This is a genomic window from Pseudonocardia ailaonensis (assembly GCF_039531635.1).
In the GTDB taxonomy this organism is placed as follows: Bacteria; Actinomycetota; Actinomycetes; order Mycobacteriales; family Pseudonocardiaceae; genus Pseudonocardia; species Pseudonocardia ailaonensis.
Genome location: NZ_BAAAQK010000005.1, coordinates 651,332 through 673,369, shown reverse-complemented (window position 1 = coordinate 673,369; position 22,038 = coordinate 651,332). Strand labels below are relative to the sequence as shown.

Annotated in this window: 18 protein-coding genes, 1 tRNA gene, 1 other RNA gene and 1 CRISPR repeat array; of the genes, 10 read left to right on the top strand and 10 right to left on the bottom strand. The window is 71.9% G+C overall.

Features of this window, described 5'->3' with window-relative positions:
- The gene (gene cas2 / locus ABD324_RS11920; RefSeq protein ID WP_344415543.1) at positions 1-285 is read left to right on the top strand and encodes a CRISPR-associated endonuclease Cas2; all 285 of its coding nucleotides are present in this window, start codon (positions 1-3) and stop codon (positions 283-285) included.
- Positions 286-451: 166 nt separating this feature from the next.
- Positions 452-4,808: direct repeats of the CRISPR family, unit length 36 nt; unit sequence CTCTTCCCGGCCATCACGGCCGGGCTCCGTAGCGGC.
- Positions 4,809-4,887: 79 nt separating this feature from the next.
- Here the strand turns inward: cas2 and ABD324_RS11915 are convergent.
- From ABD324_RS11915 to ABD324_RS11890, 6 genes are all read right to left on the bottom strand, one after another.
- Complete coding sequence (locus ABD324_RS11915; protein ID WP_344415541.1) at positions 4,888-5,388, bottom strand: Rv3235 family protein; 501 nt, start codon at positions 5,386-5,388, stop codon at positions 4,888-4,890.
- Positions 5,389-5,657: 269 nt separating this feature from the next.
- On the bottom strand, positions 5,658-7,523 hold the full coding sequence (locus ABD324_RS11910; protein ID WP_344415539.1) for a tyrosine-type recombinase/integrase: 1,866 nt from the start codon (positions 7,521-7,523) through the stop codon (positions 5,658-5,660).
- A gap of 90 nt (positions 7,524-7,613) precedes the next feature.
- Positions 7,614-7,686: transfer RNA gene (locus ABD324_RS11905), tRNA-Ala, on the bottom strand.
- Between the two features lie 68 nt (positions 7,687-7,754).
- Positions 7,755-8,519, bottom strand: a complete 765-nt coding sequence (locus ABD324_RS11900) for a DsbA family protein (RefSeq protein ID WP_344415537.1) — start codon at positions 8,517-8,519, stop codon at positions 7,755-7,757.
- A 14-nt stretch (positions 8,520-8,533) separates the two neighbouring features.
- Positions 8,534-9,034 (bottom strand): MauE/DoxX family redox-associated membrane protein, encoded by a 501-nt coding sequence (locus ABD324_RS11895; RefSeq protein WP_344415535.1) that lies wholly within the window; start codon positions 9,032-9,034, stop codon positions 8,534-8,536.
- Positions 9,035-9,079: 45 nt separating this feature from the next.
- Complete coding sequence (locus ABD324_RS11890; RefSeq protein WP_344415533.1) at positions 9,080-10,546, bottom strand: cryptochrome/photolyase family protein; 1,467 nt, start codon at positions 10,544-10,546, stop codon at positions 9,080-9,082.
- A gap of 57 nt (positions 10,547-10,603) precedes the next feature.
- Between ABD324_RS11890 and ABD324_RS11885 the strand changes: the two genes are divergently transcribed.
- Together ABD324_RS11885 and ABD324_RS11880 are read left to right on the top strand one after the other, a co-directional pair.
- Positions 10,604-11,341 carry a VIT1/CCC1 transporter family protein gene (locus ABD324_RS11885; protein WP_344415531.1) on the top strand — a complete coding sequence of 246 codons (738 nt, stop codon included), beginning with the start codon at positions 10,604-10,606 and terminating at the stop codon, positions 11,339-11,341.
- Between the two features lie 34 nt (positions 11,342-11,375).
- A complete protein-coding gene (locus tag ABD324_RS11880; RefSeq protein ID WP_344415529.1) occupies positions 11,376-12,053 on the top strand; it encodes a GntR family transcriptional regulator in 678 nt (225 codons plus the stop codon).
- A gap of 84 nt (positions 12,054-12,137) precedes the next feature.
- On the opposite strand, the gene ABD324_RS11875 is transcribed toward ABD324_RS11880, so the two are convergent.
- Positions 12,138-13,211: a class I SAM-dependent methyltransferase gene (locus ABD324_RS11875; RefSeq protein WP_344415527.1), complete on the bottom strand. Its 1,074-nt coding sequence runs from the start codon at positions 13,209-13,211 to the stop codon at positions 12,138-12,140.
- 156 nt (positions 13,212-13,367) lie between these two features.
- Between ABD324_RS11875 and atzF the strand changes: the two genes are divergently transcribed.
- The 6 genes from atzF to ABD324_RS11845 are packed head-to-tail and all read left to right on the top strand — an operon-like array spanning position 13,368 to position 18,576.
- Positions 13,368-14,711, top strand: coding sequence for an allophanate hydrolase (gene atzF / locus ABD324_RS11870; RefSeq protein ID WP_344415525.1), 1,344 nt, complete (start codon positions 13,368-13,370; stop codon positions 14,709-14,711).
- Positions 14,708-15,430, top strand: a complete 723-nt coding sequence (gene biuH / locus ABD324_RS11865) for a biuret amidohydrolase (RefSeq protein WP_344415523.1) — start codon at positions 14,708-14,710, stop codon at positions 15,428-15,430. The genes atzF and biuH overlap by 4 nt, the downstream gene beginning before the upstream one ends.
- On the top strand, positions 15,427-16,107 hold the full coding sequence (locus tag ABD324_RS11860) for a cysteine hydrolase family protein (RefSeq protein WP_344415521.1): 681 nt from the start codon (positions 15,427-15,429) through the stop codon (positions 16,105-16,107). Before biuH ends, ABD324_RS11860 begins: the two co-directional genes overlap by 4 nt.
- Entirely contained in the window at positions 16,104-17,786 is a 1,683-nt protein-coding gene (locus ABD324_RS11855; RefSeq protein ID WP_344415519.1) for a regulator, read from the top strand. The genes ABD324_RS11860 and ABD324_RS11855 overlap by 4 nt, the downstream gene beginning before the upstream one ends.
- Positions 17,783-18,190 carry an AtzH-like domain-containing protein gene (locus ABD324_RS11850; protein ID WP_344415517.1) on the top strand — a complete coding sequence of 136 codons (408 nt, stop codon included), beginning with the start codon at positions 17,783-17,785 and terminating at the stop codon, positions 18,188-18,190. The genes ABD324_RS11855 and ABD324_RS11850 overlap by 4 nt, the downstream gene beginning before the upstream one ends.
- Positions 18,187-18,576, top strand: coding sequence for an allophanate hydrolase-related protein (locus tag ABD324_RS11845; RefSeq protein ID WP_344415514.1), 390 nt, complete (start codon positions 18,187-18,189; stop codon positions 18,574-18,576). Before ABD324_RS11850 ends, ABD324_RS11845 begins: the two co-directional genes overlap by 4 nt.
- Before the next feature lie 19 nt (positions 18,577-18,595).
- On the opposite strand, the gene ABD324_RS11840 is transcribed toward ABD324_RS11845, so the two are convergent.
- Positions 18,596-19,840 (bottom strand): MFS transporter, encoded by a 1,245-nt coding sequence (locus ABD324_RS11840; RefSeq protein ID WP_344415512.1) that lies wholly within the window; start codon positions 19,838-19,840, stop codon positions 18,596-18,598.
- Positions 19,841-19,947: 107 nt separating this feature from the next.
- On the opposite strand from ABD324_RS11840, the gene ABD324_RS11835 reads away from it, so the two are divergent.
- Positions 19,948-21,099, top strand: a complete 1,152-nt coding sequence (locus tag ABD324_RS11835; RefSeq protein WP_344415510.1) for a THUMP-like domain-containing protein — start codon at positions 19,948-19,950, stop codon at positions 21,097-21,099.
- A gap of 41 nt (positions 21,100-21,140) precedes the next feature.
- Here ABD324_RS11835 and ssrA read toward each other — a convergent pair.
- Both ssrA and ABD324_RS11825 read right to left on the bottom strand, forming a co-directional pair.
- Positions 21,141-21,530, bottom strand: a transfer-messenger RNA (tmRNA) gene (gene ssrA / locus ABD324_RS11830).
- Positions 21,531-21,584: 54 nt separating this feature from the next.
- Positions 21,585-21,998, bottom strand: a complete 414-nt coding sequence (locus tag ABD324_RS11825; RefSeq protein WP_344415508.1) for a winged helix-turn-helix transcriptional regulator — start codon at positions 21,996-21,998, stop codon at positions 21,585-21,587.
- Between the last annotated feature and the right edge of the window lie 40 nt (positions 21,999-22,038).

Below are 22,038 nucleotides of genomic sequence, written 5' to 3'. Positions count from 1 at the left end.
ATGGCGCGCAGACGATTCCTCATCGCGTACGACATCGCCGACCCCAAGCGGTTACGACGGGTCTGCAAGACCATGGAGGAGTATGGCGAGCGGCTTCAGTACTCAGTCTTCATCTGCGACCTCAGCCGAAGTGAGCTCGTACACGCGAGACAGCAGTTCGAATCCGAGATGAACATGGGACAGGACTCGGTGGTCATCGTCGACCTAGGCGACGTGACGAGCGCACGCTTCACCTTCGTCGGGCAACACCGCCCCCTCCCCACCACGGACTCGAGAATCGTCTAGCGAGCGCTAAGGTGCCGACGAAATCCCTGGGAAGCGCTCGCGCCCTGGTCACCGAAGCCAGCGCCATACCCGGCGCGTTCGACGGCGGCTACATGCGCAGCGGTTCCACTCAGCGCTCGCGACGTGACGTAAAGTCGCTGGTCAACCGCACCAGATTTTGCGAGCTCTCTTCCCGGCCATCACGGCCGGGCTCCGTAGCGGCCAGAAGTACGCCCTGCTGGCTGCCGCCGCGGTGCCACCTCTTCCCGGCCATCACGGCCGGGCTCCGTAGCGGCGGCACGATCACCGCGAAGGACTCCCACAGCCTGGTGGTGCTCTTCCCGGCCATCACGGCCGGGCTCCGTAGCGGCCTGCCCCAGCCACGTCTCCCCCAGCGCGTGCGCCTGCTCTTCCCGGCCATCACGGCCGGGCTCCGTAGCGGCTCGCTGGTGACGGCCACCCCGTCCTGCTCCAGGCGCCGCTCTTCCCGGCCATCACGGCCGGGCTCCGTAGCGGCGGGCTGGAGGCGCGCGTGGAGGCCTCGACGGGGCGGGCCTCTTCCCGGCCATCACGGCCGGGCTCCGTAGCGGCCGGTCGTGGTCGACCTTGGACCACCAGTCCTCGCAGCCTCTTCCCGGCCATCACGGCCGGGCTCCGTAGCGGCGTCATGGTGCGAGTCGCTGTGCAAATCGCATCACGGGGCTCTTCCCGGCCATCACGGCCGGGCTCCGTAGCGGCTTCACCACGCCGTGCCCGGCACCGCCGGGGTTGGACCCCTCTTCCCGGCCATCACGGCCGGGCTCCGTAGCGGCCTGGTTGGACAACTCCAGGGTGATGTGGCCCTGGAAGCTCTTCCCGGCCATCACGGCCGGGCTCCGTAGCGGCATGATCCGCCACGGCCTGCCCGTGGAGGCCCCGGCCGCTCTTCCCGGCCATCACGGCCGGGCTCCGTAGCGGCCTGTCCCTCAGCCTCCAGGGCATCCAGGGAGCCGGTGCTCTTCCCGGCCATCACGGCCGGGCTCCGTAGCGGCTTGGCCTCCTCCAGGGTCTTCACGCGGGCCTCGATCCTCTTCCCGGCCATCACGGCCGGGCTCCGTAGCGGCCACTTCCGCTTCTCGCAGTAGTCGTCGAGCCGCTCCTCTTCCCGGCCATCACGGCCGGGCTCCGTAGCGGCATCTTGCTCGCGGTGCCCGCGGTCGGAGTCGTGCCGGCCTCTTCCCGGCCATCACGGCCGGGCTCCGTAGCGGCGACCTTGAACTGGCCGAGGCGGTCGCCGAGGCGGATGGTCTCTTCCCGGCCATCACGGCCGGGCTCCGTAGCGGCGAGCTGCTCGCCCGCCAGGGCCGCGCGCTCGCGTCCTCTTCCCGGCCATCACGGCCGGGCTCCGTAGCGGCGACGTGTTCTGCGCGATCACCGTGCTGATCGGCGACTCTTCCCGGCCATCACGGCCGGGCTCCGTAGCGGCCTGCAGCTCCCGACGCGCCCGATGCGGCGCTGGGACACCTCTTCCCGGCCATCACGGCCGGGCTCCGTAGCGGCGGCGCGGTGGTCCGCTACTACGCCTCGCCGCTGCTGCAGCTCTTCCCGGCCATCACGGCCGGGCTCCGTAGCGGCGGATCTCGTCGTAGATCGGGGTGTCGCTCACCACCGCCTCTTCCCGGCCATCACGGCCGGGCTCCGTAGCGGCGCCTCCGCCTGCACCCGCTGCCGCTCGGCCCGCTCGTCCTCTTCCCGGCCATCACGGCCGGGCTCCGTAGCGGCGGGTTGCCAGCCGGGCAGCCGCCGCCACCCGTACGCGCTCTTCCCGGCCATCACGGCCGGGCTCCGTAGCGGCGTCGTGGCCGGCGTCGGGGTCGGGAGCATCCGGCCCCTCTTCCCGGCCATCACGGCCGGGCTCCGTAGCGGCCCCTCCAGACGGGCAACGGCGTTCTCGGGGATCTGCTCTTCCCGGCCATCACGGCCGGGCTCCGTAGCGGCAAGAAGAACTCGTCGCCCTCCCACAGGCCGGACGGGATCTCTTCCCGGCCATCACGGCCGGGCTCCGTAGCGGCTGGGTCTCGTCGGCGGCCCGCCGGGCGGCGTCCCGCTCCTCTTCCCGGCCATCACGGCCGGGCTCCGTAGCGGCCTGCGGTGGGTGAAGTCCCTGCCGGCCCTGCCGCGGCTCTTCCCGGCCATCACGGCCGGGCTCCGTAGCGGCGCCTTGCCCGAGGAGGCGCCGGTGATCGTGATCGACGGGCTCTTCCCGGCCATCACGGCCGGGCTCCGTAGCGGCCAGATGGCCGGCCAGTACTTCGCGTCGTTGAACAACATCTCTTCCCGGCCATCACGGCCGGGCTCCGTAGCGGCAAGGCGCACGCGATCGGCCTGCAGAACGGATTCACCTCTTCCCGGCCATCACGGCCGGGCTCCGTAGCGGCGACTACGTCGTCCGCACCCTGCCCGACGGGCGGGAGGTCTCTTCCCGGCCATCACGGCCGGGCTCCGTAGCGGCTTGCCGCACTCCGGGCAATGCCACTGCCCATCGGCAACTCTTCCCGGCCATCACGGCCGGGCTCCGTAGCGGCTCGGGCGGCTGCTCCGGGTTCGTCCACGAGACGTCATCTCTTCCCGGCCATCACGGCCGGGCTCCGTAGCGGCAGCTCTTTATGGCCTTGGCAAAGCAGATCGTGGCCGTCCTCTTCCCGGCCATCACGGCCGGGCTCCGTAGCGGCGAGCAGCGTGAGGGTCACAAGAAGCCCCTGAGCGCGCTCCTCTTCCCGGCCATCACGGCCGGGCTCCGTAGCGGCCACAACTCCGACGGCGCGGCGACCGACTGGACCCTCGGCTCTTCCCGGCCATCACGGCCGGGCTCCGTAGCGGCTTCCAGGTCGACCAGGCGAAGCACTGGGCGGTCGAGGTCTCTTCCCGGCCATCACGGCCGGGCTCCGTAGCGGCCCCTCGAAGCTCCAGGCCGGGCTGTCCGGTGCAGTCGGCTCTTCCCGGCCATCACGGCCGGGCCTCGTAGCGGCCGGGCTGTCGGGGGTGCACGCGCCGTCCGGTGTGGTGCTCTTCCCGGCCATCACGGCCGGGCTCCGTAGCGGCCCGACACCCTCGGCGACGCCGGCGGGGTGATCGAGCACTCTTCCCGGCCATCACGGCCGGCTCCGTTAGCGGCTGGCGTAGTGGCATTCGTTGTGCTGGTGACCGCACCGGCTTTTCCCGGCCATCACGGCCGGGCTCCGTAGCGGCGAGGGTCTCGCGCAGGTCCTCAAGGATCTGGCCGGCTCTCTTCCCGGCCATCACGGCCGGGCTCCGTAGCGGCAAGATCATGCGGACACTGCCCGGACACCATCCCGGCGGCTCTTCCCGGCCATCACGGCCGGGCTCCGTAGCGGCCGCACCCGCTGGTCCATCAGCGCCAGCATGTGGTCGCCTCTTCCCGGCCATCACGGCCGGGCTCCGTAGCGGCATCGAGCAGTCGATCCTGCTGGACGTGATGCACGGGGCTCTTCCCGGCCATCACGGCTGGGCTCCGTAGCGGCACGTTCCGCTCGACGTGGACGATCGAGCGGGCCCGCACCTCTTCCCGGCCATCACGGCCGGGCTCCGTAGCGGCTCGGCGACCGGGGCAGCGAACCTATCCCTCACGGCCGCGGCTCTTCCCGGCCATCACGGCCGGGCTCCGTAGCGGCTGCTGTTCAGTGGGGGAGGGGAAGGTGGATCACGCCCTCTTCCCGGCCATCACGGCCGGGCTCCGTAGCGGCCAGTGGTTCTTTAGGGGGGGGAGGGTTACGTCCCGAACGCTCTTCCCGGCCATCACGGCCGGGCTCCGTAGCGGCAAGGTCACCAGCCCCAGCAGTGAGACGCATCGGCTCCTCTTCCCGGCCATCACGGCCGGGCTCCGTAGCGGCACCGTGCCCGTCGGTCCGGAGGTAGACCTGTGAGTGCTCTTCCCGGCCATCACGGCCGGGCTCCGTAGCGGCGGGGGCTTGGACGTTCGCCGGTGCAGCAGCAGGCCCCCTTCCCGGCCATCACGGCCGGGCTCCGTAGCGGCCGTTCCACCCGCAGGCCAGCGAAACCCTGGGCGACTCTTCCCGGCCATCACGGCCGGGCTCCGTAGCGGCCAGGTCCGGAAAGGTGTAGGCGGGTGCGCAGGTCACGCTCTTCCCGGCCATCACGGCCGGGCTCCGTAGCGGCCTGATCAGCGCGAGCTACGCGATCATCGCGTTCGGGCTCTCTTCCCGGCCATCACGGCCGGGCTCCGTAGCGGCGACTGGGTGCAGGTGGAGGAAGCGTGGATGGGGAAGTCCTCTTCCCGGCCATCACGGCCGGGCTCCGTAGCGGCCGGAAGTGACCAGCGCGCCTGCCGACACCTCGGCCGCTCTTCCCAGGCCATCACGGCCGGGCTCCGTAGCGGCTTGGCCGGACAGGGCTGCTCGGTGAGCACGTCCGACCAGCTCGTCCCGGCCATCACTGCCGGGCTCCGTCGCGGCCTGATCTGCCCGCTCTGGGCCCTCGCGCACGGGCACCTCTTCCCGGCCATCACGGCCGGGCTCCGTCGCGGCGTGAACTTTGACTGATCGCGATGCCCACCATGTCGATTGAAGTCGGACTGGCCGGGCGGAAGGTCGCCCGGCCAGTCGGTCACAAGATCCTGATTGTCTCGCAGATCCAGTTGTCGGTCAGCTCGAAGGACGCTGCCAGCGCTCGGCGGCGGGCGCGGAGGCGGATAGAAGCGGCGACCTCCACCGCGCCCTCGTGGGCCTGGACCGGGTGGATGCTGATCAGGCGTGCTCCACCGTGCGATCCGGTCCCGTCCACAGGCAGGGCCTGCAGGTAGCGCAGGACTCGCGGGTGGACTCGGTCGCGGACCAGACGGGGCGCGCGGCGCTGGTCGAGGACGTCCACCAGCATCGAGACCGTTCGCGTCGCCACCTTGAGCGCCTCGCGGTCCGGGACGACGTCGGCGACCGGGTCGCCGGCCGGAAGTCCTGCCGGGATCTCCAGGAGCGGGTTGTGGCCGCAATCCTGGCAGGGCTGCAGCAGGTCCTTACCGTTCCAGACGTAAGGGCGCCGGGGCGTGAGTCCGAGAGCCTGTCGAAGGATGTCCTGAGTGGTCTCCTCGGTGTCGTGGGCGATGGTCATGGCGGCGGCCTCCCGGCGGGATCGGCAACCAGCCCGTGGACGGGGCGTCCTTGCTGTGGTGGTGGGCTGATTGCGGGGCGCGGTGCGAAGCGCCCGCCCTTGCCCTTCCGCGCCCGACCCCGCCCGGCGAGGCTCACGCACAAGGGCCGCCCGGAGGGCGGTCTGCGCCAGCAGACGCGTCAGCGCCCTTGTGCGTGAGACCGGGCGGGGTAGGCAGGCCCACCACAGAAGACAGCCCGCCGGAGGCGGTCCGACGGCGAAGCCGCCTCTTATGCCACGAAGGTCAGGATCGAGTCGGTGCTGCCGAACTCGCGGAACTCGAGCTCATAGTCGCCGATCTGGGCGGCTGTGCCGCCGATGCGGTTGATCCCGTCGAGGAGAAGACGGTGGAGTGCTCCGGGGTCCATCGGTACCGGAGCCGTGACTACCTTGCTGACGTCCTCGCCTCGGCGACGGAGCACCAGCTCGATGAGGCCGGTGCCGATCATTGGGGCAGCAGTCGGTCGGATCTCCGCGTACGGGATCTCATCGACGCTCGTCTCCAGAACAACGACCGGCGGGTCTTGCGGGGTCGACCGCTCGTCGGGCACGACGTCAACGCACTCCGCCGAAGCGGACTCTTCGCTGGCCTGCGGAAGCGCACAGATCACCGCACGTACCCCGCGCCGCGGCTCGATCAGTCCCCACTCCCGCAGCAAACCCAGCGCCCGGTTCGCTGTGCCGATCGCGATGCCATAGCTCTTCGCCACCTCGGCGGTCGTCGGTAGGGCAGACCCGGCGGCGATGGTGCCGTCCAGGATCTGGGCGCGGAGGTCCATCGCGGTCAGCTGGTACGGGTTCTGGGCGAATAGCTCGTCGGCACCGACCACACCAGGATCTCCGACCGGGCGGCGAGGAAGGCGGTCGAGCAAGCCGGTCGACGCGCGCTGATCGGCCTCCGACACCCAGGCGGCATAAACGCGCAGAGTCGTCGCTCCCCCGCCGCCATGGCCGAGACGGCCCGCGACCGTACGTACGTCTACGCCGCCCGCGATGAGCTCGGTAGCGGAGTAGTGGCGCAGCTTGTGGAAGGTCGTCTTGATGCCCAAGCGCTGCACGAGACGTCCGTATCGACGAGTGATCGTCCGCGGGTTCATGTGCGCCGCACCGTCGCCCGAGTGGGAGAAGACGAAGGCGTCGTGCGCCAGCTCGTAGCCGAGGGCTGCGGCGAGCTCCGTGCTCCGCGCGCGATGGGCCGTGAGCAGAGTGATGGACTCCGGGTCGAGCGCGATTCGGCGGTGCTGGTGGGTCTTGGTGTCCTTCTCCCACGTCTCCGTCTTGAGCTCAGCGATCGACCGTTGCACGCGGAGGGTGCCCGTCACCAGGTCGACGTCGTCCCATCGCAGCGCGCACAGCTCGCCACGGCGGGCGCCGGTCACCATCGTCAGCCAGACAAGCACCGCCCAGTCCGGGTCCTCCCAGGACGCGTTGAGGATCCGAGCAGCTTCGGCGGAGGTCGGCGGCTGTGGGTTCCCAGGAGGCTGCTTCGGCGGCTCCGCGTTCTCGATCGGACTTCGCGACAACCACTTCCAGCGGACGGCGCGCCTCAGTGCGCCGCTCAGGATCACGTGGATCTGTCGGATCGTCGACTGCGCCAGCGGCTTGCACACGTGCTGATGGCAGCGATGGTCGCAGTCGTGCACGGCCTTCACCCGGTGCTCGATCATCCGACGGCGCTTGCAGTGGAGCCGGCAGCGACGAAGTTCGGCGTAGAAGGAGTCGAAGACCTCTGCGGTAAGCGCGGCCAGCTTCACGGGGCCGATCAGCGGCACGATGTGCGTGCGGGCGAGGTTCTCGTACGTCGCCTTCGTGGTGCGCTCGACCTCGAGCAGGGCGAAGTGCTTCTCCAACAGCTGGCGCACTGTCGCCGAGGTACGCGGGTTCAGCCGCTCGTCGACCTGCACGAGGAGCCGACGAAGCGTCTTCTCCGCCTCGTCCTCGGCGTCTGGGCCCCGCTGGACGATCTCTTGCAGGTAGTGGCGCTTCTTGGTGATCGGGTCTTGACCCGCGTAGACGCGAACGCGGTAGGAGCCGCTCTCAAGCGGAGCGATCTCACCGCGCTGTCGCGAACGGCGCTTGCGCGGGGCGGGTGGCATGGCGCGAGACTAAGCCGACTCGCGCCATATCCCGCGCCACAACACGACAGGCCCGAGAGTCGGGAGACTCATCGGGCCTGGTCAGAAGGGTGGAGCTGAGGGGATTCGAACCCCTGACCCCTTGACTGCCAGTCAAGTGCGCTACCAGCTGCGCCACAGCCCCTTGCGATGAACAGAACCTTACACGGCCGCCGCGGGGGCCCTTCGAGGGGGTCCCCGCGGCGGGACCGGCTACTTCTTGATCGCGCCCTGGAGCCAGTTGCTGTTGTTGAGGTCGACCTTCGTGCCGTTCACGGTGACGGTCGGGGTGCCGAAGGAGCCGTCGGTCTGGAGGGCGGGGGTCTGCTCCGCGGCCTTGGTGGCCGCGGTGATGGCGGCGGCGTTGCCGTTGGCCGCGACGCACTGGCCGAAGGAGGCCGGGGCGCCCAGGTCGGTGCCCGTCTTCGTCAGCTGGTCGTTCGTGAGGCCGGCGCTGCCCTCCGCGGGCTGCGCCGCGTAGAGGGCCGCGTGGTACTGCGGCCAGATGGTGGCGTCGACGGCGCAGAGGGCGGCGTTGGCGGCGCGCGTGGAGTAGCCCGCAGGAGTGGTGCGGGTGTCCAGGATCGTGACGGCGTGGTAGTTGACCTTGATCTGGCCGGCGTTGAGCGCGGTGGTGATCTGGTCCTTGTACGTCGTCTCGAGGCGCTCGCAGTAGGGGCAGAGGTAGTCCTCGTACACGTCCACGGTGACCGGCGCGGAGGCCTGACCGGCCGCGACCACGACGCCGCTGCGGCTCACCGGGTAGGTCGCCGCCGGCCCGGCGGCGGCCGCGGACCTGTTCTTCAGCGTGATCGTCACGCCGATGACGATGGCCGCGATGACCACGACGGCGACGATCGTCAGCACCAGTGCGTTGCCGCTCAGGCCGCCGCGCTTCGGGGTGATCCCCGCCGCCCGCAGGCGCGCCTGGGCCGCCTCCTGCCGCCGCTGCCGTTCCCGGCGATCCGCTCCGCCCACGTCCGTTCCCTTCCCTACCCGACCTTGGAATGACGAGGACCCGGCTCGGCCGCACGACCGATCAGGTTCTCCAGGGCGCCGAATGTGCGGGGTCGCACGATCAGCCAGGCGGCGAGCACCAGGAACCCGGTGTCGCGCACGATCTCCTGGACGTACTGGGTCTGGCCCGGCTCGACCGCCCCACCGCCGCCGAAGCAGCCGCAGTCGATGTTCAGCCCGCGCGCCCACGCCTGGGACACACCCGCGATGAACACGAGCAGGAGCACCGCCGACAGCACGGCCACCGCGCGGGTGCCCACACCGAGCAGGAGCAGCACGCCGAGTGCCAGCTCGAACCACGGCAGGATCCCGGCGACGATGCTCACGCCGTCCGTCGGGAGCACGTCGTAGGCCTTGACCGCGACGTACGTCTGGGCCGGGTCGAGCGCCTTGAGCAGGCCGGACGCCAGCCACACCGCGGCCAGTCCCAGCCGCGCGAGTGTGCCGACCACGTCGAGAACACGGCCCCTCGTCACGAGGGAACGGTATCGCCGCCGCCTGAAGGGACCGTGAGGGGATCCTCAGAACGCCTCGCGGGCGGACTCCTGGTCGAGGACGGCGTCGAGGTCCTTCAGCCGATCCATGGTCGCGACGGACCGGGCGGTGCGGTTGTTCGCCCCGAGCAGCTCACGGTGCCGGTGCACCCACTGCCAGTAGCCCGCGGTGAAGGGGCAGGCGTCGTCGCCCACTCGTTTCTTCGGGTTGTAGTCACACCCTCCGCAGTGGTCGCTCATGCGGTCGATGTACGCGCCGCCGGAGGAGTAGGGCTTGGTGGCCATCATGCCGCCGTCGGCGTGCTGGCTCATGCCGATCACGTTGGCGGGCATCACCCACTCGAAACCGTCGACGAACGCCGTCCGGAACCACTCGTTGAGCTCGGCCGGCCGGTAGCCGCGCTGCAGGGCGTGGTTGCCGAGCACCATCAGCCGCGGGATGTGGTGCACCCAGCCGCGGTCCCGCACACCCTGCAGCGCGCTGCGCAGGCAGGCGGCGGTGACCGCGTCCGCGTCCAGCGACGCGAACCATTCCGGCAGCGGGGTGTGGGCACGCAGGGCGTTGCGGCGGGTGTAGCCCTTCCCGAAGCGCCAGTACAGGTGCCAGACGTACTCGCGCCAGCCGAGCACCTGCCGGATGAAGCCCTCCGCCGAGGCGAGGTCCACCTCACCCGCCCGATAGGCCTCCTCCACGGCGTGCACGGCGTCGAGCGGGTGTAGGACACCGTGGTTCAACGGCACGGAGAGCAGTGAGTGGGCCATCGTCCAGTCCTGCTCGAGGATGGCGTCCTCGTAGGGACCGAAGCTGCCGAGGCGGTGTTTCACGAAGTGCCGCAACGCCTTCTTCGCCTCGGCGTGGGTGATCGCGAACAGGCGCGGGCCGTCGGCCCCGACCGACGGGACGTCCGCGAGGTCCGTGCGGACCTGCCTGTCGATCTCGTCCTCCTCCGGCCACCACGGCTCCTTCACGCCGAGGGTCGCCTTCTTCGGTGGGGGCTCGCGGTTCTCGGCGTCGAGGTTCCAGCGGCCGCCGGCGGGCTCGTCGCCGTCCATCAGGACCTCGAAACGGACCCGCTGGGCACGGTAGAAGTCCTCCATCCGGAACCGCTCGCGGTCACCCGCCCAGTCCTGGAAGTCCTTCCTCGGCAGGGCGAAGGTGGGGGTGGGCAGGACGTCGGCGACCAGGCCGTCCCTGCGGAACCGCTCCACGAGATCGGCAGCGGCGAACGACGTCGGCTCGTGGACGACGACCGGCTCCCCCACCTGCTCGAGGGCCTCCCGGTAGGTGTCGGCCCTGATCACGCGGGCGCGGTCGCCCAGCTCCGCGGCGAGGTGCCGGATACCCGACAGCACCAGGTGCAGCTTCTGGCGGTGGAAGCGCTTGCGGGCCAGCGCGCGGGTGGACTCGACCAGGACGACCTCGCGGTCACGCATCTCCGCGGTCGCGTGCACGTGCGGGCCGAGCTGGTCCGCGAAGAGCCACAGCGGTTCCATCCGGTCAGTGTCGGCGGGGCGGGCCCCGCCCGCGAGTCGGCGGCCTACGCTCCCCCTGTGGACGAGTCCGCGCAGTCTTCGGAGCAGGCAGAGCTGGCCGAACATCAGAACGACCACCACCACCGCGACATCTCCGGCGGCTGGCTGCGCGCCGCCACCTTCGGGGCGATGGACGGGCTGGTCACCAACATCGCGCTGATCGCCGGCGTCGGCGGCGGCGGGGCGGACCGGCAGGTCATCGTGCTGACGGGCATCGCCGGGCTGGTCGCCGGCGCCTTCTCGATGGCCCTGGGCGAGTTCGCCTCGGTCGGCACCCAGAACGAGGCGGTGGACGCCGAGGCGGAGGTCGAGCGCCGCGAGCTGGCCCGGCACCCGCGCGCGGAGCAGGCCGAGCTCCTGCAGGAGTACCGCGACATGGGCCTGTCCGAGGAGACCGCGCGCAAGGTGGCCGAGGAGATCAGCGCGAACCCCGACATCGCGCTGCGGGTGCACGTCAGCCAGGAGCTCGGCGTCAGCCTGGACGACAAGCCGTCGCCGTGGACCGCGGCCGGATCGTCGTTCGTGTGCTTCGCGATCGGCGGCATCATCCCGCTGCTGTCGTACCTGTTCGGGTCGTCGTCGCTGTGGCTGGCGCTGGGGGTCGGGGCGGTCGGGCTGTTCGTCGCCGGGGCGATCTCGTCGCGCTTCACCGTGCGGACGTGGTGGGGCGGCGGGCTTCGACAGTTGATGTTCGGAGTGATCGCGGCAGGCGCGACGTTCCTGGTCGGGACGCTCATCGGGGTGAGCGCCGCCTAGGCTGGCACCCACCCGCACCGACAGGAGGCCACCCGTGACCGCTGAGATCCCGCTCGACGGGCTCGGCGCACAGAGCCTGGTCGAGCTCGCCCTCGACCGGATCCGGGGGGACATCCTGCGGGGCACGATCGGGCCCGGTGAGCGGCTCGTCGAGGAGCAGCTGACCAGGCGTTTCGGGATCAGCCGGGCACCGGTGCGGGAGGCCCTGCGCCTGCTCGGGCAGCAGGGCCTGGTGGAGCACCTGCCGCGGCGCGGGGTGCGGGTCGCCGAGCTCTCGGCGGACGACATGGAGGAGCTGTTCGGGCTCCGGGACGCGCTGGAGCGCTACGCCGTGGAGACCGCGCTGGCCGTCCCCCTCGACCAGGAGCGGCTCGCCGTCCTGGAGCGGGCGGCCGAGCGGATGGAACGCGCGGCCGTCGCGGACGCGCCGCTGGACCGGGCGGACGCGCACCGCGAGTTCCATCTCGCCCTGGTCGCGCTCGCCGGCCACCGGCACCTGCTGCGCGCCTACGAGCCGATCATCATGCAGCTGCAGCTCTACATGGCCGCCAATATGCGCCGAGAGGCCGAGCAACGCTCCCCCGCCGAGGGCGCGCACCGGCACCGCCACCTCTACGAGGCGGTCGCCTCGGGCGATTCCGGCACCGTGTTGGCCGCCCTGGCGGGCCACGGGGCCCGCACCTACCTCGCCCCGGAGCTGGACCCCTCGTGAGTGGCAATAGTCGCCATAGCGACTGAGTTCACCCACCCCGCCGGCTCCGCCGTCGACCGTCCCCCGGCGCCACTCACAGAGGAGTTATCGCAGTTCGTAGATCAGGTTGAGCGGGGTGCTCGTGGCGACGCGGGCGGTGGTGAAGCCGGCCTCGCGGGCGATCTCGCAGGTCCGGGCGGGGCCCGCCTGGTTGCCGAGGCCCGTGGCGGGGTCGGCCGAGAGGCCGCTCGGCAGGCAGATCAGGGTGGATGCGGCGGCGAGGACCTTGCCCAGGGGGTTGAGGCCCTCGACCACCGAGTCCCACGCCATGGGTTCCACGAGCAGCACCGCGCCACCCGGGGCGAGGGCCGCGCGGGCCGAGCGCAGCGCGGTGACGGGATCGGGCATGTCGTGCAGGCAGTCGAAGAACCCGATGAAGGCGAACTCGCCGCTCAGCCCGTCGGCGGCACCGACCTCGAAGGCCACGTTGTCCAGGCCGGCCGCGCGGTCGCGGGCGGACTCGATCGACGGGGCGTGGTAGTCGACGCCGAGCCACTGCGAGGCCGGGTAGGCGTTCGCGAGGATCACGGTGGAGGCGCCGAATCCGCACCCGACGTCCGCCCCGCGCGCTCCGGCGCGGAGCTGCTCGTCGATCCCCTCGAGCGCCGGGATCCACTCGGTCGTCAGGTGCGCGAGGTAGCCGGGGCGGAAGAAGCGCTCGGTGCCCTCGAACATGTCGGGATGGTGCTCGTGCCAGCCGATGCCCTCGCCGGTGCGGAAGGCCTCGGTGAGCCGGTCGAGCGCGCGCGTCGCCGCCGTCATGTTCTGCATCCCGCCCACGACGAACGCCGGGGAGTCCGGGTCCGTGAACACGGCCACCTGTTCGGGGGTCATCCGGTAGCGCGCCTCCTCGGCGTCGTCGCCGGACACGAAGTCGACGTAACCGGCGGCCGCCATCACGCGCAGCCACTCGCGGACGTACCGCTCCGACAGACCGCCCGCGGCCGCGGCCAGCTCACCGGCGGTGACCGGGCCGGCGCCGGCGAGGGCGCGGTAGAGCCCGAGCCGGTCGCCCAGCAGGCCGAGCGGGATCGTCAGCGCACCGCCGAGATCACCGATCACCTTGCCGACCAGGTCTTCGAGGGCCTTCTCGTCGAGTGCGGGGGTCGAGGTCGTCATCAGTGCTCCTTCGCCGGTCGAGCGGGGTGGAGACGGGTAGGAGACGCCCGATCCGTCCGGTTGTCGATACGCAGACCTGCGTAGGCCCGGGGAGCTGTCACACAGTCGTAACTGCCCGAGCCTTGTCCCGACACCATTCTGTCGACAATCGACCAAGTGCAGACAGCGACAGGGGCACCCCCGATGGGGGTGCGCGGGCTCCGGACGGCCTATCGGGCGGGCGCGCTGCGTCCCCTCACGGTGGTCGAGGATGTGCTCGCGCGCATCGCCGGTCGCGGGGACGACGCCGTGTGGATCAGCGTCACGCCGGCGGACGAGCTCCGGGAGCGGGCCCTCGCGCTGGAGTCGCTCGACCGGGAGCTGCCGCTGTGGGGCGTGCCGGTGGCGGTGAAGGACAACATCGACGTCGCCGGCCTGCCCACCACCGCGGCCTGTCCGGACTTCGCCCGCCTCCCCGACGCCGACGCCGGAGCGGTGCGCCGGCTGCGGGAGGCGGGCGCGATCGTCGTCGGCAAGACGAACCTGGATCAGTTCGCGACGGGGCTGAACGGCACCCGCTCCCCTTACGGCGCACCGGAGTCGGTGTTCGGCGGGGACCTGATCTCCGGCGGGTCGAGCTCGGGCAGCGCGGTCGCCGTCGCGGCCGGGATCGTGCCCGTGGCGTTGGGAACGGACACGGCCGGATCGGGGCGGGTGCCCGCGGCGCTCAACGGGATCGTGGGGCTCAAGCCGACCCGCGGGCTCGTGGGGGCCTCCGGGGTGGTGCCCGCCTGCCGGTCGCTGGACTGCGTCAGCGTGTTCACCCGGGACCTCGGGGATGCGGCGACCGTGCTCGACGTACTCGCCGGACCGGATCCGGACGATCCCTGGTCACGCTCGGGCACTCCCCTGCCGGTCGGGCTCCGGCTCGCCGTGCCCGCGGAGCTGGACGTCGATCCGGGTGTCGGCGCCCGGTTCGCCGAGGTCGTCGACCGTGCCGCGGCCCGGGCCGACGAGGTGGTGGGGGTGGACGTCGGTCCGTTGCGGGAGGCCGGGGACCTGCTCTACGGCGGGCCGTGGGTCGCCGAGCGGCTGGCCGTCCTCGAGGAGTTCCTGGCGGGGCCGGCCGACGTCCTGCCCGTGACCCGCGCGGTGATCGAGAGGGGGAAGGACTTCTCCGCGGTCGACGCCTTCCGCGCCCGGTACCGGCTGCAGGAGCTCAGGGCATGGGCGGCGCGGCTGTTCGAGACCGCGGACGTGCTGCTGCTGCCCACCGTCCCCACCACCTTCACCCGCGCCGAGCTGGCCGAGGAACCGGTGGCGCGCAACCTCGTCCTCGGCCGCTACACGCAGTTCACCAACCTGCTCGATCTCGCCGCCGTCGCCGTCCCCGCGGGGTTCACGGCGGACCCGGACGGTACCGGCGGCCGCCCCTGCGGGGTCACCCTCTTCGGCCCCGCGTTCTCGGAGACCCGGCTGCTGGCCGCAGCCGCCGCGCTCGTCCCCATGGAGGTTCGATGACGACCAGTACGGACACGCGCACCGCGACGATCGGCCCGGTCGCGGCCCGCCCCTACGCCTGGCCCTACGACGGCGCGGTGCCCGCGTCGAAGGTGGCCATCATCAACATCGACTGGCAGATCGACTTCTGCGGGCCGGGTGGCTACGTCGACCGGATGGGCTACGACATCTCGTTGACCCGCAAGGGACTCGGCCCGACCGCGCGGTTGCTCGCCCACGCCCGGGAGACCGGGATGCTGGTGATCCACACCCGCGAGGGCCACGCGCCGGACCTGTCCGACCTGCCCGCGAACAAGCGCTGGCGGTCGAAGCAGATCGGCGCGGAGATCGGCTCCGAGGGACCGACCGGCCGGATCCTGGTCCGCGGCGAGCCGGGCTGGGAGATCGTCCCGGAGGTCGCGCCGATCCCGGGCGAGGTCCTGATCGACAAGCCGGGCAAGGGCGCCTTCTACGCCACACAGCTCGACCTGGTGCTGCGCAGCAACGGGATCACCCACATCCTGCTCACCGGCATCACGACGGACGTCTGCGTGCACACCACCATGCGCGAGGCGAACGACCGCGGCTACGAGTGCCTGATCCTGTCGGACTGCACCGGCGCCACCGACCCGTCCAACCACGACGCCGCCCTGCACATGGTGACCATGCAGGGCGGGGTGTTCGGCGCCGTCGGGACCTCCGACGCCGTCGTCGAGGCGACCACCTGGAGCACCCCGTGACCACAGTCGACGCCGCACCCGGCGCCTACACCTTCGACCCCGCGACCACCGCCCTGGTGATCATCGACATGCAGCGGGACTTCTGCGAGCCCGGCGGGTTCGGCGAGACCCTCGGCAACGACGTGTCGTTGCTGCGCAGCGTGATCCCGCCCCTGCAGCAGGTCCTCGCGACGGCCCGCGCGCTGGGCATGACCGTGATCCACACCCGCGAGGGGCACGTGCCGGACCTGAGCGACTGCCCGCCGGCCAAGCTGAACCGCGGCGATCCGACGCTGCGCATCGGCGATCCCGGGCCCAAGGGCCGCATCCTGATCCGCGGGGAGTACGGCCACGACATCATCGACGAGCTGGCCCCGCTGCCCGGTGAGCCGGTCGTCGACAAGCCGGGGAAGGGGTCCTTCCACGGCACCGGCTTCGGACAGCTCCTGGCGGACAACGGGATCACCTCGCTCATCGTCGCCGGGGTGACCACCGAGGTCTGCGTGCACACCACCGTCCGGGAGGCCAACGACCGGGGCTACGAGTGCCTCGTGCTCTCGGACTGCACCGGCTCGTACTTCCCCGAGTTCCACCGCGTCGCACTCGAGATGGTCGCCGCCCAGGGCGGGATCTTCGGCTGGGTCGCGGACTCCACCGCACTGCTCACCGCCCTCACCGCCCAGGAGGCCGTGGCATGACCACCGCTGAAACCACCGAGAAGCCCGCACCGATGAAGCTGTCCTGGTGGGTCTCCGGGGACACCAACGCGTTCTTCGGCCTGGGGTTCAACACCCTGGTCAACGTGCTGGTGCTCTCCGGGCTCTGCCTCGGCGTGATCAACATTCCGGGGGCCGACGTCTTCGGGGTGATCCTCCCGGCGCTCGGCGTGCAGCTGCTGATCGGCAACGTCTACTACACCTACCTCGCCCGGCGCCTGGCCCGCAAGGAGGGCCGCACGGACGTCTGCGCCATGCCGTACGGGCCCTCCGTGCCGCACATGTTCATCGTCGTGTTCGTGATCATGCTGCCGATCTACCTGACGACGAAGGACCCGCTCGTCGCCTGGGCGGCCGGGCTGGCGTGGTCGCTGATCATCGGCGTGATCGTGCTGCTCGGCGCCTTCGTGGGGCCGTACATCCGCAAGTACACGCCGCAGGCGGCGATGCTCGGCACGCTGGCCGGCATCTCGATCGCCTTCATCTCCATGCGCCCCGCGGCGCAGATGTTCACCGCGCTGTGGATCGCGCTGCCGGTCATGGTGATCATCCTCATCGGCTTCTTCACGGACCTGAAGCTGCCGGGGAACATCCCCGTCGGGCTCGCGGCACTGCTCGTGGGCACCGCGATCGGCTGGGTCGGCGGGTACATGTCCGGCGACGCGGTCGCGGACGCCGCGGCGAACGTCTCGGTCAACCTCCCGTGGTTCGACTTCGCGCGGCTCGGCCACGGGCTCGCCGACGTCGCCCCGCTGCTCGCGACCGCGATCCCGCTGGGCATCTACAACTTCACTGAGGGCATGACCAACGTCGAGTCCGCGGCCGTCGCGGGCGACGAGTACAACCTGCGCTCCATCCTGATCGCGGACGGTGCCGGGGCCGTCGTCGGTGCGGCGCTCGGCTGCCCGTTCCCGCCCGCCGTCTACATCGGACACCCCGGTTGGAAGGCCGCGGGCGGCCGGACGACGTACTCGCTCGCGTCGGGCGTCGTGATCGCGCTGATGTGCTTCCTCGGCCTGTTCTCGCTGCTCGGAGCCCTGCTCCCGCTGCCGGCGATCGTGCCGATCCTGCTCTACATCGGGCTGCTGATCGGGGCGCAGGCCTTCCAGGAGACGCCGAAGCGGCACGCCATCGCCGTGGTCATGGCGATCATCCCGAACATCGCCTCCTGGGCGACGGGGCTGATGAACAACGCCCTCGCCGCCGCCGGGACGACCGCGTCGCAGGTCGGCGAGGACGCGCTGAGCAACGCCGGGCTCGTGTTCCACGGCACCGCGCTGCTCGGCGGCGGCGCGATCCTCGCCGGGCTGGTGCTCGGCTCGATCACGGCGTTCATCGTGGACAAGAACTTCTTCGCCGCCGCGGCCTACTCGGCGATCGGGGCGGTGCTCGGGTTCATCGGGCTGATCCACGCCGAGGCCGTCGGGTGGAACGTGGGCGGGCAGATCGCCCTGGGCTACCTGTTCGCCGCCGTCGTGCTGGCGATCTTCGGCCTGGTCATGCGGGGCCGCGGCGACTCCGGCGGGGTCCGGGAGGACCAGCCGGTGGCCGCCGACCTGGTCGGGGCCGAGCCGGGCGAGGGCGTCCCGGTGGCACGCGAGCCCGAGCCGGCGCGGGCGGACTCCGTGCAGGAGATCCCCGGCCGCCCGGCGACCGCATGACGGGCACGGCCACCGAGAACGTCACGGGGCCGGCCGCCCTGCCCGACGTGACGGCCGAGATCACGGAGGTGTTCGGCCGCTACGAGCAGGCGCTGCGGGAGGCGGACGTCGAGCTGCTGACCGAGCTGTTCTGGGCGGATCCGCGGTGCGTGCGCTACGGCGTCGCGGACCGCCAGCAGGGCGGCGCCGAGATCGCGGCCTGGCGGCGGGCGAACCCCGGCGTCCCGGCCGGTCGGACCCTGTCGGAGACGGTCGTGCTGGTCACCTCGCCGACGACCGCGGTGGTGAGCACACTGTTCGGCTACCCCGGCACGGCCGCGGAGGGCCGGCAGACGCAGACGTGGGTGCGCTTCGCCGAGGGTTGGAAGATCGTGGCGGCACACGTCTCGGAGATCACCCCGTGACGGTGCTGCTCGGGGTCGTGGCGGCCCACCGCCGCGGCCAACCCCTGCACGAGGAGCTGCTCGCCCTGGGCGCGGTGTTCGCGCGGACGGACCGCACGGCCGCGGTCTACCGGCTGCTCGCGCTCGACGGCGGGGGCGTACCCCGGGGCGGGCTGGTGCGGGTCACGGCGGGAGGCGCGTCGGTGGAGGTGGAGCTCTACCGGATGCCGGTGCCGGCGGTGGGACGGCTGGTCGTCTCGCTGCCCGCCCCGCTCGCCGTCGGCAGCCTGGTGCTCGACAGCGGCCGGTCCGCGTACGGGATCGTCTGCGAGTCCTGGGTCACCGCCACGGCCCGGGACGTCACCGAGCACGGGAGCTGGCCGGCCTACCTGGCGGCGGTCCCCTGAGCCGTCCCGCTGTTCTGCTTTACTCCGCTCCGACCGCGCGCTCCCCCGCCACCGTCTCGGTGGTGGGGTCCGCGCGGTCGGTGCGGGGCAGGGTCTCGGGGGCGCGCACCCAGAAGGCCAGCGCCAGGAGCGAGATCAGACCCGTCAGGGCGAAGGCCCAGCCGAACCCGGCGACCTGTGCGACCGCACCGGCGACGAGCGGGCCGACGATCGCGCCGACGTCCGCCGCCATCTGGAAACCCGCCAGCACGGTGCCGCCGCGGGCCCCGCTGCCGATGACGTCCGCGACCGCCGCGGTCATCGACGGGTTGACCAGCCCGCTGCCCACCCCCGCCACCAGCGACAACACCAGGAACAGGACCGTGTTCGGGGCGACCCCGATCAGGCCGGTCGCGACGGCGGAGACGGCGAGGCCCGCCAGCACCGGGGGTCTGCGGCCGCGGCGGTCCGCGAGCCGGCCGGACAGCAGCAGGGTGGCCGCGTTGCCCACGGCGAAGACGGCCAGGGCGTAGCCGCTCCATTCGTCGCGGAGCCGGAGCGCCTCGACGACGAACAGCGGGACGAGCGCGACCCGCACGCCGAACACCGTCCAGCCGTTGGCGAAGCTCGACGTGAGCGCCGCGCGGTAGGTCGGGTGCCGGAACGCCGCGCCGAAGGTCACCACCTCGGCGGCCGCGGCCTCGCCACCCGCCGGGGAACCGATCCGTCCCCGCAGGAGGGGCAGCGCGATCGCCATCGCCAGGGCCAGCGCGCCCGCGTAGACGAGGAACGGGGCCCGCAGGCTCACCGTGATCAGGCCGCCTCCGACGAGCGGGCCGGCGATGTTGCCGAGCAGGAACCCGGTCGCCCACACACCGGACGCGCGGCCGCGCTGGTCGGCGGGAGAGAGCCGGATGAGGAGCGAGATCGCCGACACAGTGAACATCGTGGAGCCGATACCGCCGAGCCCGCGGAAGAGCAGGAGCTGCACGTAGGACTGGGCGAACGCCGTGGCGCCGACGGACGCCGCCGCGATCGTCAGCCCGATCCCGAAGATGCGCAGCTCGCCGAAGCGGCCCACCAGCCGTCCGCCGAGCGGGGCGAACGCCAGCCGGAAGCCGGCGAACAGGCTGATCACGGCCGAGACCGCGGTGTACCCGACGTCGAACGAGCGGGCGAAGGCCGGCAGCGCCGGGGCGACGATCCCGAACCCGACGGCGACGACGAACGCCGCGACGACGAGCACCCAGATCTCGCGGGGCAGCCGTGACCCCTTCGACCGCACCGGTGCCCCCTTCGTCCCGAACGCCCCCACGCTACGCGACCGGGTGGAAGGGGCCCTTCGTCACCGGCCGGGGCCGGCTCCGTCGGCGCGACTATCGTCGTCCCGCGGTGGACACGGACGCGATCGCACGACTCGAGGCACTGGCCGGCCCGCAGGGCGAGGCGGTGTTCGCCGCGATCACGGCGGGCCTCGACGGCGCGCCCTACACGGACGCGGCCGCGCTGCGGCTGGGCACCGCGCTGCGCCGGACGTTCCCGGCGGAGCTGGTGGCCGAGGCGCTCACCCAGACCGCGCTGCGCGGGCGCGCGGCCACCAAGTTCGACCGGGCGGGTGAGATGCTGCTGACCCGGGCCGGCTGGGAGCAGGCGTCTCCGGAGATCGTCGCGCGGCACACCGCCGCCCGGCTGCCGGGCCGGGTCGCCGACCTGTGCTGCGGCATCGGGGGCGATCTGCTCGCGCTCGCGCCGGGCCGCGAGGTGCTGGCCGTGGACCGGGATCCGGTGCACCTGTGGCTGGCGGAGCACAACGCGCGCGCCTACGGCGGGGCACCGTCGATGCTGCTCGCGGACGTGCGGGACGTGGACCTGAGGGGGTTCGACGCGGTGTTCGTCGATCCCGCGCGGCGCAGCGGCGGCGGCCGGATGCGGACGGGTGAGAGCGAGCCGCCGCTGCAGTGGTGTGTCGGGCTCCCGGTGCCGGTCGGGATCAAGGCCGCCCCGGGCGTCGACCACGCGGTGGCACCTCCGGGGTGGGAGCTGGAGTTCGTCGCCGTCGAGCGGGAGCTCAAGGAGGCCGTGCTGTGGTCGCCGGGGCTGGCCGGTGTGCGTGCCCGGGCGACGATCCTGCCGGGTGGGGACTCGCTCGTCGCGACCCCCGGGGAGCCGGTCGAGGTCCGCGATCCGGGACGGTTCCTGCTCGACCCGAACCCCGCCGTCACGCGCGCGGGGGCGGTCGAGGACCTTGCCCGGCTGACCAGGACCTGGAAGATCGACGAGCGGATCGCGTTCCTGTCCGCCGACACCCGGGTGACCACGCCCTTCGCCCGGACCCTCGAGGTGATCGACTCGGGCCCGTGGGACCAGAAACGGTTGCCGCGCAAGCTGCGCGACCTCGACATCGGGGCCGTCGACATCCGGCGGCGGGGGCTCGCGGGGGACGTCGATGCGTTGCACCGCACGCTCAAGCTGCAGGGCTCCCGGCGGGCCACGCTCGTCATGACCCGGGTGCGGGACAAGCCGTGGGGGCTGGTCTGCCTGTGAGTGAGCCCCGGCCCTGACGGGCCGGGGCTCACTCGCTCCAGGGGTGGAGGTGCCGGGAATCGAACCCGGGTCCTCCTTTGCTTCGCGAGGGCTTCTCCGTGCGCAGTCCGCTCTGTCTCTACTCGGATCCACCGGTCCCACGGACGAGCCGGTGTGACGATCCCAGCCGCTGTGAGGTGTCCCGTCCGGCCCCGACGGCCGGGTCGGACGGTGAGTTCCCTAGCTGATGCCGGACACCGGGGCGGGAACGCCCCCGGGCCGACAGCCCTTTACTGGATCAGGCAGCGAGCGCGAGCTCGTTGCGCGAAACCTGGGCCTGCTGACTCTCGTCGGCAGATATTTTTTTGCGACGTGTGGTTAACGAGATCATCGTCGCCTTCCTCGGCACGCTTCCCCACGGTCTGCTTCAGGAGTCGAAACCGTTCACCCCCCTGCGGCCCGGCGTTCGGACCGTCGACACAGCATAACGGTCCCCGGGTGCCGGATCATTCCGATTCCTCCGCCGGCTGCGAGTCGTAGCGGTCGCGCGCCGCGAGGACCTCCTCGACGTGCGCCTCGGCCCACACCTTCAGGTGGAGAACGGCCTGGTGGAGGCCCGTTCCGAGGGGCGTCAGCCGGTAGTCGACACGGACCGGGACGGCGGCGGTGACCTCGCGCTCGACGAGCCCGTCGCGCTCCAGGGCGCGCAGGGTCTGGGTGAGCATCTTGGGGCTCACGCCGGCGACCCGGCGGGCGAGCTCGGAGTAGCGCCGCGGACCGCCGGACAGCGCGCCGAGCAGCAGGCCGACCCACTTGTCGCTGATCCGGTCGAGGACCATCCGGCTCGGGCAGGCGGCGAGGAAGGCGTTGTAGGCCTGGCGCTCGTCCTCGCGCCGGTCGGCGGCCGTCGTGGTGGCCATGGCACTCCTCCGCGTGTGCTACGCACTCTCAGGTAACTAC

Coding starts and splice junctions, on each gene's coding strand:
- cas2 (WP_344415543.1), top strand. CDS start 1: ATGGCGCGCAGACGATTCCTCATCGCGTACGACATCGCCGACCCCAAG.
- ABD324_RS11915 (WP_344415541.1), bottom strand. CDS start 5,388: ATGACCATCGCCCACGACACCGAGGAGACCACTCAGGACATCCTTCGA.
- ABD324_RS11910 (WP_344415539.1), bottom strand. CDS start 7,523: ATGCCACCCGCCCCGCGCAAGCGCCGTTCGCGACAGCGCGGTGAGATC.
- ABD324_RS11890 (WP_344415533.1), bottom strand. CDS start 10,546: ATGGAACCGCTGTGGCTCTTCGCGGACCAGCTCGGCCCGCACGTGCAC.
- ABD324_RS11875 (WP_344415527.1), bottom strand. CDS start 13,211: ATGACGACCTCGACCCCCGCACTCGACGAGAAGGCCCTCGAAGACCTG.
- biuH (WP_344415523.1), top strand. CDS start 14,708: ATGACGACCAGTACGGACACGCGCACCGCGACGATCGGCCCGGTCGCG.
- ABD324_RS11855 (WP_344415519.1), top strand. CDS start 16,104: ATGACCACCGCTGAAACCACCGAGAAGCCCGCACCGATGAAGCTGTCC.
- ABD324_RS11850 (WP_344415517.1), top strand. CDS start 17,783: ATGACGGGCACGGCCACCGAGAACGTCACGGGGCCGGCCGCCCTGCCC.
- ABD324_RS11825 (WP_344415508.1), bottom strand. CDS start 21,998: ATGGCCACCACGACGGCCGCCGACCGGCGCGAGGACGAGCGCCAGGCC.